We start from the raw sequence: 12,407 nt of genomic DNA, 5'->3' as shown, positions 1-12,407 counted from the left end.
CTATCTGGGTTGACGCCGCGTTAAGCCTTGTCTGCGAAAGACCTGCTCGATGACCCGAATTTTGCACGTTCTCGACCATAGCCTGCCCGCGCATAGCGGCTACACCTTTCGCACGCGCGCCCTGATGAAGGCGCAGGTGGCGAAGGGATGGGAGGTCGCGGGCGTGACCGGCGTGCGCCACCCTGAACCCGGCGCTGATGGCGAAACCGTCGACGGGCTGACTTTCTATCGCACCCCGCCGATCGCGTCCGCGCCGCCGCCGATCCGCGAATGGCGCGAGATCGGCGCGCTGGCGAAGCGCGTCGAGGCGTTGGCGAAAATATGGAAGCCCGATGTACTCCATGCGCATTCGCCGGTGCTCGACGGGCTCGCGGCGCTGCGCGTCGGCAAGAAGCTGGGCATTCCGGTCATCTATGAAATTCGCGCCTTTTGGGAGGATGCGTCAGTCGGCAACGGTACGGGGCGCGAGGGTAGCTTGCGTTACTGGCTGACCAAACAGCTTGAAACGCATGCGGTGAAATCGGCCGATGCGGTGGCGGTGATCTGCGAAGGGCTGCGCGGCGACTTGATCGCGCGCGGGATCGACGCGGACAAGATCACCGTCTCCCCAAATGGCGTCGACCTTGAGCTGTTCGGCGATCCGCCGCCACGCGACGATGCGCTTGCCGACGCGCTGGGTCTTTCCGTCGACGACGCGATCATCGGCTATATCGGCAGCTTTTACGACTATGAGGGCATTGACGATCTGATCGCCGCGATGCCCGCACTCGTCGCTGCGCAGCCGACGGCGCGCCTGCTCCTTGTCGGCGGCGGCCCGATGGAGGCAGCGCTGAAGGCGCAGGCAGCAGCATCGCCGGCCGCCGAACATATATATTTCGTCGGCCGCGTGCCGCACCAGGAGGTCGAGCGTTATTATTCGCTGATCGATATCCTTGCTTATCCGCGCAAGAAGATGCGGCTGACCGACCTGGTAACGCCGTTGAAGCCGCTCGAGGCGATGGCGCAGGGCAAGCTGGTGGCAGCGTCCGATGTCGGCGGGCACCGCGAACTGATCGAGGATGGCGCGACGGGGACGCTGTTCGCGCCCGACGACCCTGCCGCGATCGCCGACGCGCTCGCCAAGCTGCTGGAAAATCGGACAATGTGGCCGGACCGGCGACGCACGGCGCGTATTTTTGTCGAAAGTCATCGTAACTGGTCATCAAACATTTTACGTTACGAGCCAGTTTACCAGCGATTGTTGCGCGACGACTGAGTGCGGCGCCTGTAAGTGAAGCGGATGGCCCGCCGGGGCCGATGGATTTGAAACGATATGGAAGAGACGAGCGAGAACCGGGCCAAGACGACGGCGATCGCGCTGCTGCGCGCGCTTCAGCCCGCGATTCCGGCGGTGATCGGCGCTGCGGCGCTGACCTTTCTGTTCGCTGCGGTCATGCCCTTTTCCTGGGTTTCGGCGATTAGCTGGAACCTTTATCTCGACCGCCTCTCCGACCTGTTCGTCCAGCCTATCGGCAATGGCGGACGGCTTGCGCTCGCGTTCGGCATGTCGGCATTTGCCGCGGTCATCGCGGGCCTTGTCGCACTTGTGATCGCAAAGCCCGAAGCGGCAGGGCTGTCCGCGCTGCGCAATCCTTTCCGCCGCGCGTCGACGGTGGCGGATGACGACGAGCCCGTTCTGACGCGCCGCCGCGTCGACGTACATCCCGACGACCCACCGCGCCCGCCGATCCGTGCGGGCCGCGACCTGCCCGCGGGCGGGCTGGGGCCGGTGCGATCGCCCGGCGCCTATGAAGCTGCCGAATTCGACCCCTGGCCCGGCAAGGAAGCGGCCGAAGCCGAGGACGAACTGGTGCTCGCCGATCTTGCACCCGAAGAGGAATTCGAGGGCGAGGCGCCCTGGCTGCAACCCGCCGAGATGACGTCGCCGCCGCCGATGCCAGATCCCGCCGACAAATCGCTCGGCGCGATGGTCGCGCGCTTCGAGGCGGGGTTGACCCGGCGTCGGCAGGCTACGCCTCCTTCGACGGCGGCCATCCCGGTCCCCGAAGCCGCGAACGCCGAAGAGCAGGAGCTCGAGGTCGATTTCGCGCTCGAGGCTGCGCTCAGCACGCTTCAACGCATGACGCGCCAGTCGGTAGGCTAATCCTCGACCGTCAGGATTTCGATCCGCAGCATATCCGGATTCGCTTCGCACTCGACCACGACATCGGCGACAATATGCCCCGGCAGCGACCATTCGATCGCGCCGAGCCGGTCGTGCAGTGCACGGCGCACCATCTCCGCATCGCCCGTCGTCAGCGTGCAGGGGAATATGTGACGTGCGCCGACGAAGCTCGCGCTCGCCCACGGGCGAAAGGTCGAGGCGCCGGGTGTAATCCCTTCCTGTAATTCGCGCATGAGCAGGCGGCGCAACCGCCGGTGCGGACAGCCGGGGCGCGGCGGCCGTGCGGGGGACCAGCGCATCATGCTGCTACTCCCGCCTCTAGCCGGCGCCCGGCACGCGTCCGGCGGTCGCCGCACGGCGCGACCTGGCCCGCTCGGCAGTCCGCGCGCCATTTGTTCATGAAATGTTCCACACGGCATATCAATTCGCGCCCCGGTTCGCGCCCGCTCCGGAGGTCGGCGACAAGGCGTGGATCGCGAACCGCGGCGCGGCCGAACACGCTCGGCGGCATCGCCGATTCTTTCAGAAAGGCGTCGATCCGTTGCAACAGGCTGCGCTCCATCATTTCCTCCCGATTGGCTCAAAACCGGGCGACTCACCCGATAGGATATTTCCTATTTGATGCCGCATTTCCTGCTTGTCTAGGAAAAATCCTCTTGCTAGGAACGAAATAGGAAGGACCAGCCCCAAGCGACCCATGGCCGACTATGTTCAGGATCCGCGCGCCGCGCTCGACCGTCTCTTGACCGACAAGGGGATCGACTATGCGCGCCTGTCGCAGGTGATCGGGCGCAATCCTGCCTATATCCAGCAATATATAAAACGCGGCTCGCCGCGGCGGCTTGCCGAACAGGACCGGGCGCGCATCGCGGCCTATCTTGGCGTTTCCGAAGCGCTGCTTGGCGGCCCGGTGCAGCGCGTCGCCACCGCGGCGAGGGGTCGGGGTCCCGGCATGATATTGGTGCCGAAGCTTGCGATCGGTGCGTCGGCAGGCGCTGGGGCGAGCGTCGATGGCGAGCCGGTGGAAGGTGAGGTCGCGTTCGACCCCAAATGGCTGCGCGAGCTGGGCGCCGATCCGCGCGCGCTCAGCATCATTCGCGTCGAGGGCGATTCGATGGCGCCGACACTGAACGATGGCGACGACATATTGGTCGACGGCGGCGACGCTGCGGCGCGACTACGCGACGGCATCTATGTGCTGCGCATGGACGATGTGCTGATGGTGAAGCGCGTCGCGCGCTCGCCGGGCCAGGGGCGCATCTCGGTGATCAGCGACAATCCGCATTATCGCAGCTGGGATGACCTGCCGATGGCGTCGGTGCAGTTGGTCGGCCGTGTCGTATGGACGGGCCGGCGGGTGCGATAAGCGGCTTAGCGCGGGGCCGCCATCAAGGCTTCGATCTCATGCTCGAGCACTTCGGCGCGCTGGCATTGGTCTTCGTTGCCGTCACGGCATTTTTCGGCCGCCTTGTCGCGCTGGCGCGACAGCTTGCCCATCTGCTCCTCGCGTTTGCGCATTTCGCGCCCGCGGTTGCGGTCCGCTTCGTCCTGGCTGGTGGTCGACCAGTCGGCGACCTGGCCGACGGCTTTGACCGGAGCCGTGACCACGGTCTTCACCGCGCTGACGCAACCGGTGAGCAATGGCGCGGCCATGACCGCAATGATGATAGCGCGCATTTCATTCTCCTCACCGACGCCGCGCAATCGCATAATCCTCTCGATCTGAACAGGATATTGCGACGGGGTGACGTGACACTTCGGCCATGTGTCACATCACTGAAATAAATGGTTAAATTCGTGTTTACCAAGTCGTTCTAGGTCGGGGCGCGAACGGTCGCAACATGAAGAGAGTCGAATGAACGCCATGGGATATGCCTTTACGCCAGCGTCGGGCCACGCGTCCGCGATCGGCGCCGATGCGCATATGTCCGAGGTCATCGACCTGTTCCGCGGCAATCCGCAGCTCCGCGCGCTTGCGGTGATCGATGGCGAAGACCGGCCGGTGGGGATCATTCGCGAACAGCGCGTGCGCGAGCTGTTGTTCTGCCCCTTCTGGTTTTCGCTGATGCAGAACCCGACGATCGGCGGTTCGATCGCCTCGATGATCGAACAATGCCCTGTCGCCGACGTGACGCGATCGACCACCGATTTATTGCGTATCGTCGCGCAATCGCCGGGGCAGCAGGAATTGATTCTCGTGCGCGCAGGGCGTTTCGTCGAGACGCTCGACAGCGGGCAACTCGCGAAGCTCGCGATGCTGCGCGACGTCGAAGTCGCACAGGAACGTGCGGCGCGCGCGACGCATATCGACGATGCCGGGCGGCGGTTCCAACAGGAGATAAGCGCGCTTACCGAACGGCTGTCCGAGATGGCGCGCAAGGTCGAGACAGTCGCCGCCACCTTGTCCGAACGCGCGCAGCAAACGGGGCGCGACGCAGTCACCGTCGCGGGCGCGACGGCGCAGACGCTTGCCGGACTGCAGGACCTTGGCGACCGGGGTCATGCACTCGCCGCGACGATGGCGAGGATCGTCGACGACGGATCGCGCGCACGCGCGGTCCGCGGCGACGCGCACCGCAAGATCAAGCTTGCGAGCGAGCGGGCTGTCGCGCTGAAAGCGGCGAGCCAGTCGATCGAGCAGATGCTTGCCCTGATCATCGACATGGCGAGCCGGACCAACATGCTGGCACTCAATGCGGGGATTGAGGCGGCGCGTGCCGGCGATGCCGGCCGCGGCTTTGCCGTGGTAGCGTCGGAAGTGAAGACGCTGGCCAGCCAGACGCGGTCCGCCGCCGGCGATATCACCCAATATGTCGACCGCATCCGCGATATTGTCGAACAGGTCGCGGCGGGGTTTGTCGAGGTCGAGAAGGCGATCGACGCGAACAACGGTTTTTCCGATGCAATCGACCATGCGGTCGACGGGCAGAGCGCGACGACGCTGACGATTGCCAGCTATGTCGAACAGGCCGTCTTTGCGGGCCGCGAGATCGACGCGCGCGTCCGTGAGATCGGATATGGCGCGAGCGCGGTCGGCGACGGCGCGCAGTCGCTGGGTCAATTGTCCGCCGGGCTGAGCGAGGCCGCATTGTCGCTGCACCAGCGCGCGCGCAACTTCGTCGAAACGGTCGCTGCGGCCTGATTCATCGCGCTCGGACAAGGGCTTGCCCGACGGCGCAACCCTGATAGGATGAACCCCGCGCCGGAGGCGTCTGAGGCCACCGGCGGGGAGGAGGGTCATCATGACGAATATCCAAAAGGGTCTGGCCGAGTTTATCGGCACGTTCTGGCTTGTGTTCGGCGGCTGCGGCAGCGCGGTCCTCGCTGCGGCATTCCCCGATGTCGGCATTGGATTGCTTGGCGTATCGCTTGCCTTCGGCTTGACGGTCGTCACCATGGCTTATGCGATCGGGCATATTTCGGGCTGTCACCTCAACCCGGCGGTCACGGTGGGGCTGTGGGCGGGTGGGCGTTTCGACGCGCGCGATATTCCGCTCTATGTCATCGCACAGGTGCTGGGCGCGATCGTCGCGGCCTTCCTGCTCTTCTATGTCGCCAGCGGCAGTCCTGCCTATGATCTCGCCACCAAAGGCCTTGCCGCCAATGGTTTCGGCGCGGGTTCGCCGGGAGGCTATGACATCTGGTCGGGCTTCATTATCGAAATCGTGCTGACAGCCTTTTTCCTGTGGATCATCATGGGGGCGACCGATGGGCGTGCGCCAGCGGGCTTTGCGCCGATCGCGATCGGCCTTGCACTGACGCTGATCCACCTCATCTCGATCCCGGTTACGAACACCTCGGTCAACCCGGCGCGCAGCACCGGCCCGGCGCTCGTCGTCGGCGGCATCGCCCTTCAGCAACTATGGCTGTTCTGGGTCGCGCCGTTGATCGGCGGGGCGATCGGCGGCCTGCTTTACAAGACGCTAGGCGCCGACAGATTCCCGAAACCGAATATCGAGGGCGAATAATCGCCGATCCGGCGGGGGCCTGGGGCCTCCGCCGGCCTTATTTCAGCAGGTCGACCGCAAAGGCGCGCACTTGGTCGGCCATGTCGGGGCGCGCCAGCGCGACCGCGAGATTGGCCTGGATATATCCGGCCTTCGATCCGCAGTCATAGCGCGCGCCGTCGAAGGTGACGGCGTGGAAGGGCTGGTTGCCGATCATCGTCGCCATCGCATCGGTTAGCTGGATTTCGCCGCCCGCGCCCTTTTCCTGGCGTTCGAGTAGCCGCATCACTTCGGGCTGGAGGATATAGCGGCCCGAAATGATCAGATTCGATGGCGCTTCGGCGACCGGCGGTTTTTCGACGAGGCCGCGGACTTCGGTCAGCGCCCCGTCGCGCGCGCCGGGCGCGATGACGCCATAGGAGGACACCTGCTCGTGCGGCACTTCGAGCACCGAGATCAGGTTGCCGCCGACCTTTTGATACGCATCGACCATCTGCTTCATGCAACCAGGCGAGCCGTGCATGAATTCGTCGGGAAGGAAGATCGCAAACGGCTCGTCCCCGACGATATCGCGCGCGCACCAGATGGCATGGCCCAGGCCCAACGGTTCCTGTTGCCGCACATAGGCGCAGGCGCCGGGGCCGAGGCGGGTCGGTTCGAGGACGGACAGATCCTTGCCGCGTTCCGACATCGTCTTTTCGAGTTCGAAGGCGACGTCGAAATGATCCTCGATCGCGCTCTTGCCGCGACCGGTGACGAAGATCATCTGTTCGATCCCCGCCTCGCGCGCTTCGTCGACCGCGTACTGAATCAGCGGCCGGTCGACGACAGGCAGCATTTCCTTGGGGATCGCCTTGGTCGCGGGCAGGAAGCGGGTGCCGAGACCGGCGACGGGAAAGACGGCTTTGCGGATCGGTTTCATACGCGAGGGCTTAGCGGCGAACTTCGATCAAGAAAAGGGCGCGGACTGCGCCGCGCGCCGCGTCACTGCGGCGTGACGATCACGACGACGCGCCGATTGTCCTGCCGCCCCTCCGGCGTTGCGTTGCTCGACAGCGGCAGGGTCTCCCCGCGGCCGACGATCTGATCCGCGGTAAACTGCATGCCGCCCGCCTGCATCGGCCCCGCGACGGCCTGCGCCCGCGCCTGCGACAGCGTCAGATTATAGGCCGAGGTGCCCGTCGAATCGGTGTGACCTTCGATCCGCGCGGTCGGGATGCCGACCGCGACGAGTTTCGCGGCGATATCGGTGATGCGCTGTTGCTGCTCGGGCGTCACGCTGCTCTCGTTCGATGGGAAAAGCAGTCGTTCGGGCATGCTCAGCATCCAGCCGGGGCCGGTTTCGACGAAGCCCTGCGACTGGAGGACCGCAATCTGCGCGGCGTTGAAACCGGTCATTGGCGGCACGCTTTGGCACGCCGCGAGCAAGGCGGCGAAGCCGATGAGGAAGAGGGTCCGGATCGATCGGGGGAAATCAAGGTTCACGGCGTCACTCCGTTTGTCATCAGATGGAACGGTTGGTCAGCTTGTCGGCATACATCGCCGCGTCGGCGGCGGTCAGCAGCGCGGTGGCGTTGCTGCCATCGTCGGGAAAGACCGCGACCCCGACGCTGACCGCCGCGCGATAGGTCGCGCCGCCCGGCAGCGCGATGGGCTGCGACACGCAGGCGCGGATGCGGTTTGCGAGATCGTCGGGAACGGCTTCGCTGTCGAGCGGGTCGATGAGGACGATGAATTCGTCTCCGCCGATCCGCGCAGCGAAATCGCCCTTGCGAAGCGTGTCCTTGATGCACGACGACAGCGCCACGAGCACGGTGTCGCCCGCCGCATGGCCGAAATTGTCGTTCGCCGCCTTGAAATTGTCGGCGTCGATGAAGAGCAGGGCAAAGCGGTCGCCGCGGCCCTCCGCCACCTGGATGCGCTTCGTCAGTTGCTCGTCGAAGGCAGCGCGGTTCGGCATCGCGGTCAGCGTGTCATGCGAGGCGCGGTGCGCGAGCATGGCGCGCTCGCTTTCCATATGGCCCTGCCACCCCTGCAATTCGTCGAGCAGCGAATTGATGTCGCCGCCCAGCCGGTCGAGTTCGGCAATGCCAAGCGGCTTGACCCGCTTGTCGAAGCGCCGGTGCAGCCGCACGTCGTGGGCGACGGTCGCGATTTCGTTGAGCGGCTTGACGAGTTCATATTCGAACCGCCGCGCGAGGAAGATGGTGCCGAACGCGGTGATGAGCAGGCAGCCGAGGCCGGCAAGCAGGCCGAGGCGGACATAATCGACCAACGTCGAGCTGTCGCCCCACACCTCGATCTTGCCGATCGCCGATCCGTTGCGCTGGACGGTGACGGCAAAGGGGCGGGGGAAGAAGATGCGGGTCAGGATCGGCGCCGGATCGGCGACGGGCGAGGTCCATTCGGTGACCGGCCGGCCGACGTCGTTGAGCACGCGAAGCCGGGCGATCCCGGGAATGCGAGTCAGCGGCTCAAGCCCTTCGCGGACCGCCTGCGGATCGTTGAATACCAGCGCGGGTTCGACGCCATAGGCGCCGAGCTGTGCGGCGAGTTCCATATTGCGGTCGGCATAGCCGCGCAGCGCGGTGACACCCGCGAGCAGGATGGTCAGGCCCGAGAGCGCGACTGCGAACAGTGTGATGCCGAAATGAAAGCGCGACAGCAGCTTTTGCAGCGTCGTGCGGGCGCCGATCCGTTCGACGGGGGGCGGGGTGGCTGCTGGGCCGGTCATGACGTCCCCCCTTCGCCGACGCCAATCCGTAACACGCGCGGGTCGATCCGGAGTGGGCCGCGACCGATCGCGTCGATATTGACCGAAAAGCTGAGGCTTCCCGCCTTGTTGTTCAGGCAGAACATCGCGCCATAGATGCAGGCGGCATCGTCGTCGGTGATGGTGAGGACCGGGCGCCCACGCACCCAGGCGATCAACTGCCGGCGGTCGGCAACGGGCATCCGGCCGAGAAACAGGATATCGCAGTCGGGGTTCACGGCGGCCGCGGCGATCCGGCGAACCGTGACCGAACCGGGGCCCGGCACATCAGGGGCCATGCGATCGGCCAGTCGCGGCGTTCCGACCATGCACATGATGCGTCCGGTCGGCGGCGCGGCGTCGGGCCAGCGCGCATAGCTGACAATGCCGCCAACCATCCGGTTGACGGCGCGCGTCATTCCGCCGTTGCTGTCTTCGACGATTGTCTGGCTTGCGGCCTGCGCCGCCATGTGCGGTGCCGTGACCAACGTGCCAATCAGAAACAGTGATGCCAGCACCCGGCAGCGCCCCCAACTGCGTTTCAGGGGCATCCTGCCCCAGCGAAGGCGCGTCCGCTAGTCAAAACAATTGGAAAGTCAATGAAAACTGACGTCATGCGGCCATCTTGCAACAGCGGCCGCATGACTGGTCGAACGATTACGCGCTACGCAAACGATCACTGAATCCTTTGCGCAATTTGGCCAGTTTCGGCGGGATGACCGCCATGCAATAGGGATTGCGTTGACCTTCGCCTTCCCAATAGGCCTGATGATAATCCTCTGCCGGATACCATTCGGACGCGCTCTCGATCGTGGTGACGATCGGTGCGGGCCAGTCAGCGGCCGCACGATCGATCCCCGCACGCGCCGCATCGGCCTGCGCCGCATCGAGCGGGAAGAGCGCGCTGCGGTACTGGGTGCCGATGTCGTTGCCCTGGCGGTTGAGCGTCGTCGGATCGTGCGTTGCAAAATGAACGTCGAGCAGGTCGTCGTATGAAATGACGGCGGGGTCGAATGTAATGCGAATCGCTTCGGCATGGCCGGTATCGCCGCCGCACACCTGCTTGTAGGTCGGGTTGGCGACCGATCCGCCGATATAGCCGCTCTCGACGCTCTCGACGCCTTCGAGCGACTGGAACACCGCTTCGGTGCACCAGAAGCAGCCTCCGGCAAAAATGGCGGTCTCTTGGGTCATGGGCGTCGATCCTTGTTGGGAAAGGGGGATTGTCCGCAAAATAGGATGTGCGCGCACCTATTCCAAGGGCGCCGGCTCACCGATCAGCGGTGGGCGGAGCGGCTGGCCCGCGGTGCGCGCGGCAGCGACCGCCGCCGCTTCGGCTTCGAGCGCGGCGACGCGTTCGCGCCAGGGCGGGTGTGTGCCCGCCTGGAACAGCGGCCGGCCCTTTCGTTGGCCAAAGCGGGTCCAGAACCGCGCGGCTGACGCGGGGTCGTAACCCGCACCGGCCAGCAGCCACACCGACAGCCGGTCAGCCTCGACCTCAGTCTGTCTGAACAAGCGGGCGTTGCGGCCGAACTGCTTACCGAGCCCGCGATCGACCCCCGCCGCGTCGAGCCGGGCCCGGTGGTGCAGGATATTGTGCGCGAGTTCGTGCGCGATCGCCGCCGCAAGTTCTTGGTCATCGGATGCGAAATCGGCGAGTCCCTGATTAACGAGGACCATTCGCCCATCGGCGACGGCGGCAGGCCTGTCGCTGGTTTCGACACGAAAATCGCTGATGCATCCGGCCACGGGCGTGACGCTGACGATGCGTCCTGCACCGATGTGGAGCGTCAATGGAGTGCCAGCGGGTAGCGCGGCGAGGCTCGTTTCGATCGCGGTGATCCGCGCAAAAGGATGGTCCCCGACGCCGTCAGGGACGGGGGCGCTGCCGATGCCCGTCACCGGCGTGCCGACGGTCATTCCGGCCGATGCAGCAGGAGAGGCTGGCGCGAGCGCGGCAATATAGGCGTGATTATGATCATCCGCGCCATAGGCCGCGAGAGCTTCGGAGCGGCGGTCCGCCGCATAAAGGCGCGGGTCGCCCCATATCCATCCGAACTGCGGCTGGCGCGCCGGGCACCAGGCGGCATTGGCGACCGTCAGGCGAAAGCCGATCGCCGCGACGCGCGCCTCCGTTGCCGCCAATGCGGCATAAGGCGATTGTTCGGCAGGGGCCGCCGCGAAGACGGGCGCAGCCATCGACAGCGACAGGATAAGGAAGATCGATCGGGCGCGGCGCAGCATCGCAATAGCCCTATCAAGGCGCGCCTGTCGGGGCCATGAATTTCCCTTGGCGGCCGGTTTCCGACCTCTTGCCTATCGCCCGGCAAGCGCCGATAGGGCGGGCAATGACGCACGCCTCTGTCTTGCCGGCGCCTGCCGCCCGCCAACCCCGCCCCGCCGCGCTGGCCCGCTGGCTCTGGGCAGTCGCTCTCCTGGTCATCATCGTGGTCGGGGTCGGCGGCATCACCCGCCTGACTGAATCCGGGCTTTCGATTACCGAATGGCGCCCCGTTTCGGGCGTGCTGCCGCCGCTGAGCGAGGCCGGCTGGATCGCCGAGTTCGAGAAATATAAGCGGATCCCGGAATATAAGGCGATCAACCTCGGCATGACGCTTGAGGGTTTCAAGGCGATCTTCTTCTGGGAATGGCTGCACCGCATTCTCGGCCGCCTCGTCGGTATGGCGCTGCTGCTTCCGCTGATCTGGTTTGCATGGCGCCGCGCGATTCCCACCGGCTATGGCTGGCGGCTGCTCGCGCTCGCCGCGCTCGTCGGGTTGCAGGGCGCGATCGGCTGGTGGATGGTCGCCTCCGGCCTCGAATATCGCACCGACGTCAGCCATTTCCGCCTTGCGACGCATTTGCTGACCGCACTGTTCCTGCTTGCAGGGCTGGTGTGGACGGCGCGCGACCTCGATAGGTTGGCGCGCGATCCCGCGGCGCGTCCGGCGCGCCTGACCGGACCTGCGCTGGGGGTCGTCGCGATCCTCTTCGTCCAGTTGCTGCTCGGTGCATGGGTTGCGGGGCTCAATGCCGGCTATGTCGCCAGTAGCTGGCCGTTGATGAACGATCACTTCGTCCCCGAGGGCATCGACTGGGCGGGCGGCGCGTGGCTTGCCCTCACGAACGATCCCTTCCTGATCCATTTTCTCCATCGCTGGTGGTCGTGGATCGCGGCGCTCGCTCTGCTCCTGCTTGCACGCACATTGGCAAAGCGCGGCGCGCGGATCGAGGCGCGGCTGCTCGTCGCCGTCGTCGCGGCGCAGATGCTCCTCGGCATCTGGACCGTCGTGTCGGGCGTGTCGATGTGGGTTGCCGTGTGGCATCAGGTGACCGGTGCGATCCTGGTCGCCATAGCTGCCGCGGGGCTTCACCGGCTGGGTCGCCGGCCGGCATGATATCGGCTCCACGCCGGCGCGGTGCAGGCGCCGGAGATCGCTCCGTGGGCACGCGGGTATCATAATACCTGTCAGCAAAGCCGCGATCTTCTTGACTTTCTGACGCGCTTTCGCCATTGGCCCGCTCCGAAGCGCCGCTTCGTCCA

Annotated in this window: 15 protein-coding genes; 6 read left to right on the top strand and 9 right to left on the bottom strand. The window is 65.5% G+C overall.

Annotation, left to right across the window (positions count from 1 at the left end; translation table 11 throughout):
* Nucleotides 1–49 precede the first annotated feature (49 nt).
* On the top strand, nt 50–1,255 hold the full coding sequence (locus tag SC1_RS16260; protein ID WP_062185008.1) for a TIGR04063 family PEP-CTERM/XrtA system glycosyltransferase: 1,206 nt from the start codon (nt 50–52) through the stop codon (nt 1,253–1,255).
* Nucleotides 1,256–1,312: 57 nt separating this feature from the next.
* A complete protein-coding gene (locus SC1_RS16255; RefSeq protein ID WP_062185005.1) occupies nt 1,313–2,143 on the top strand; it encodes a hypothetical protein in 831 nt (276 codons plus the stop codon).
* Here SC1_RS16255 and SC1_RS16250 read toward each other — a convergent pair.
* Both SC1_RS16250 and SC1_RS16245 read right to left on the bottom strand, forming a co-directional pair.
* The gene (locus SC1_RS16250; protein ID WP_062185002.1) at nt 2,140–2,466 is read right to left on the bottom strand and encodes a hypothetical protein; all 327 of its coding nucleotides are present in this window, start codon (nt 2,464–2,466) and stop codon (nt 2,140–2,142) included. The genes SC1_RS16255 and SC1_RS16250 overlap by 4 nt on opposite strands.
* Complete coding sequence (locus SC1_RS16245; protein WP_062185000.1) at nt 2,463–2,726, bottom strand: hypothetical protein; 264 nt, start codon at nt 2,724–2,726, stop codon at nt 2,463–2,465. The genes SC1_RS16250 and SC1_RS16245 overlap by 4 nt, the downstream gene beginning before the upstream one ends.
* 135 nt (nt 2,727–2,861) lie before the next feature.
* Here SC1_RS16245 and SC1_RS16240 point away from each other — a divergent pair, with 135 nt between their 5' ends.
* A complete protein-coding gene (locus SC1_RS16240; RefSeq protein ID WP_062184997.1) occupies nt 2,862–3,530 on the top strand; it encodes a S24 family peptidase in 669 nt (222 codons plus the stop codon).
* 5 nt (nt 3,531–3,535) lie between these two features.
* Here the strand turns inward: SC1_RS16240 and SC1_RS16235 are convergent, their stop codons facing one another.
* A complete protein-coding gene (locus tag SC1_RS16235) occupies nt 3,536–3,841 on the bottom strand; it encodes a hypothetical protein (RefSeq protein ID WP_062186859.1) in 306 nt (101 codons plus the stop codon).
* 178 nt (nt 3,842–4,019) lie between these two features.
* Between SC1_RS16235 and SC1_RS16230 the strand changes: the two genes are divergently transcribed.
* Both SC1_RS16230 and aqpZ read left to right on the top strand, forming a co-directional pair.
* Complete coding sequence (locus SC1_RS16230) at nt 4,020–5,306, top strand: methyl-accepting chemotaxis protein (RefSeq protein WP_238586752.1); 1,287 nt, start codon at nt 4,020–4,022, stop codon at nt 5,304–5,306.
* A gap of 100 nt (nt 5,307–5,406) precedes the next feature.
* Nucleotides 5,407–6,132, top strand: a complete 726-nt coding sequence (aqpZ, locus tag SC1_RS16225; protein ID WP_062184994.1) for an aquaporin Z — start codon at nt 5,407–5,409, stop codon at nt 6,130–6,132.
* Between the two features lie 37 nt (nt 6,133–6,169).
* Here the strand turns inward: aqpZ and galU are convergent, their stop codons facing one another.
* From galU to SC1_RS16195, 6 genes are all read right to left on the bottom strand, one after another.
* On the bottom strand, nt 6,170–7,033 hold the full coding sequence (gene galU / locus SC1_RS16220; RefSeq protein ID WP_062184991.1) for a UTP--glucose-1-phosphate uridylyltransferase GalU: 864 nt from the start codon (nt 7,031–7,033) through the stop codon (nt 6,170–6,172).
* A 62-nt stretch (nt 7,034–7,095) separates the two neighbouring features.
* On the bottom strand, nt 7,096–7,596 hold the full coding sequence (locus SC1_RS16215; protein WP_062184988.1) for an OmpA family protein: 501 nt from the start codon (nt 7,594–7,596) through the stop codon (nt 7,096–7,098).
* 19 nt (nt 7,597–7,615) lie between these two features.
* Complete coding sequence (locus tag SC1_RS16210) at nt 7,616–8,845, bottom strand: diguanylate cyclase (protein WP_062184985.1); 1,230 nt, start codon at nt 8,843–8,845, stop codon at nt 7,616–7,618.
* Nucleotides 8,842–9,381, bottom strand: coding sequence for a YfiR family protein (locus tag SC1_RS16205; protein WP_062184982.1), 540 nt, complete (start codon nt 9,379–9,381; stop codon nt 8,842–8,844). The genes SC1_RS16210 and SC1_RS16205 overlap by 4 nt, the downstream gene beginning before the upstream one ends.
* 139 nt (nt 9,382–9,520) lie before the next feature.
* Nucleotides 9,521–10,057 carry a peptide-methionine (S)-S-oxide reductase MsrA gene (gene msrA / locus SC1_RS16200; RefSeq protein ID WP_062184979.1) on the bottom strand — a complete coding sequence of 179 codons (537 nt, stop codon included), beginning with the start codon at nt 10,055–10,057 and terminating at the stop codon, nt 9,521–9,523.
* A gap of 57 nt (nt 10,058–10,114) precedes the next feature.
* Entirely contained in the window at nt 10,115–11,107 is a 993-nt protein-coding gene (locus SC1_RS16195; protein WP_062184976.1) for a M48 family metallopeptidase, read from the bottom strand.
* Nucleotides 11,108–11,211: 104 nt separating this feature from the next.
* Here SC1_RS16195 and SC1_RS16190 point away from each other — a divergent pair, with 104 nt between their 5' ends.
* Nucleotides 11,212–12,261: a COX15/CtaA family protein gene (locus SC1_RS16190; RefSeq protein WP_062184973.1), complete on the top strand. Its 1,050-nt coding sequence runs from the start codon at nt 11,212–11,214 to the stop codon at nt 12,259–12,261.
* The last annotated feature ends 146 nt before the right edge of the window (nt 12,262–12,407 follow it).

Source organism: Sphingopyxis sp. C-1 (assembly GCF_001047015.1).
In the GTDB taxonomy this organism is placed as follows: Bacteria; Pseudomonadota; Alphaproteobacteria; order Sphingomonadales; family Sphingomonadaceae; genus Sphingopyxis.
This window is presented reverse-complemented; position numbering and strand designations above follow the sequence as displayed.

What these genes read in the sequence shown, in the direction of transcription:
- SC1_RS16210 (WP_062184985.1), bottom strand. Translation starts at nt 8,845, where the DNA reads ATGACCGGCCCAGCAGCCACCCCGCCCCCCGTCGAACGGATCGGCGCC.
- SC1_RS16230 (WP_238586752.1), top strand. Translation starts at nt 4,020, where the DNA reads ATGAACGCCATGGGATATGCCTTTACGCCAGCGTCGGGCCACGCGTCC.
- SC1_RS16240 (WP_062184997.1), top strand. Translation starts at nt 2,862, where the DNA reads ATGGCCGACTATGTTCAGGATCCGCGCGCCGCGCTCGACCGTCTCTTG.
- SC1_RS16190 (WP_062184973.1), top strand. Translation starts at nt 11,212, where the DNA reads ATGACGCACGCCTCTGTCTTGCCGGCGCCTGCCGCCCGCCAACCCCGC.
- msrA (WP_062184979.1), bottom strand. Translation starts at nt 10,057, where the DNA reads ATGACCCAAGAGACCGCCATTTTTGCCGGAGGCTGCTTCTGGTGCACC.
- galU (WP_062184991.1), bottom strand. Translation starts at nt 7,033, where the DNA reads ATGAAACCGATCCGCAAAGCCGTCTTTCCCGTCGCCGGTCTCGGCACC.
- SC1_RS16255 (WP_062185005.1), top strand. Translation starts at nt 1,313, where the DNA reads ATGGAAGAGACGAGCGAGAACCGGGCCAAGACGACGGCGATCGCGCTG.
- SC1_RS16195 (WP_062184976.1), bottom strand. Translation starts at nt 11,107, where the DNA reads ATGCTGCGCCGCGCCCGATCGATCTTCCTTATCCTGTCGCTGTCGATG.
- SC1_RS16260 (WP_062185008.1), top strand. Translation starts at nt 50, where the DNA reads ATGACCCGAATTTTGCACGTTCTCGACCATAGCCTGCCCGCGCATAGC.
- SC1_RS16250 (WP_062185002.1), bottom strand. Translation starts at nt 2,466, where the DNA reads ATGATGCGCTGGTCCCCCGCACGGCCGCCGCGCCCCGGCTGTCCGCAC.
- SC1_RS16235 (WP_062186859.1), bottom strand. Translation starts at nt 3,841, where the DNA reads ATGCGCGCTATCATCATTGCGGTCATGGCCGCGCCATTGCTCACCGGT.
- aqpZ (WP_062184994.1), top strand. Translation starts at nt 5,407, where the DNA reads ATGACGAATATCCAAAAGGGTCTGGCCGAGTTTATCGGCACGTTCTGG.
- SC1_RS16245 (WP_062185000.1), bottom strand. Translation starts at nt 2,726, where the DNA reads ATGGAGCGCAGCCTGTTGCAACGGATCGACGCCTTTCTGAAAGAATCG.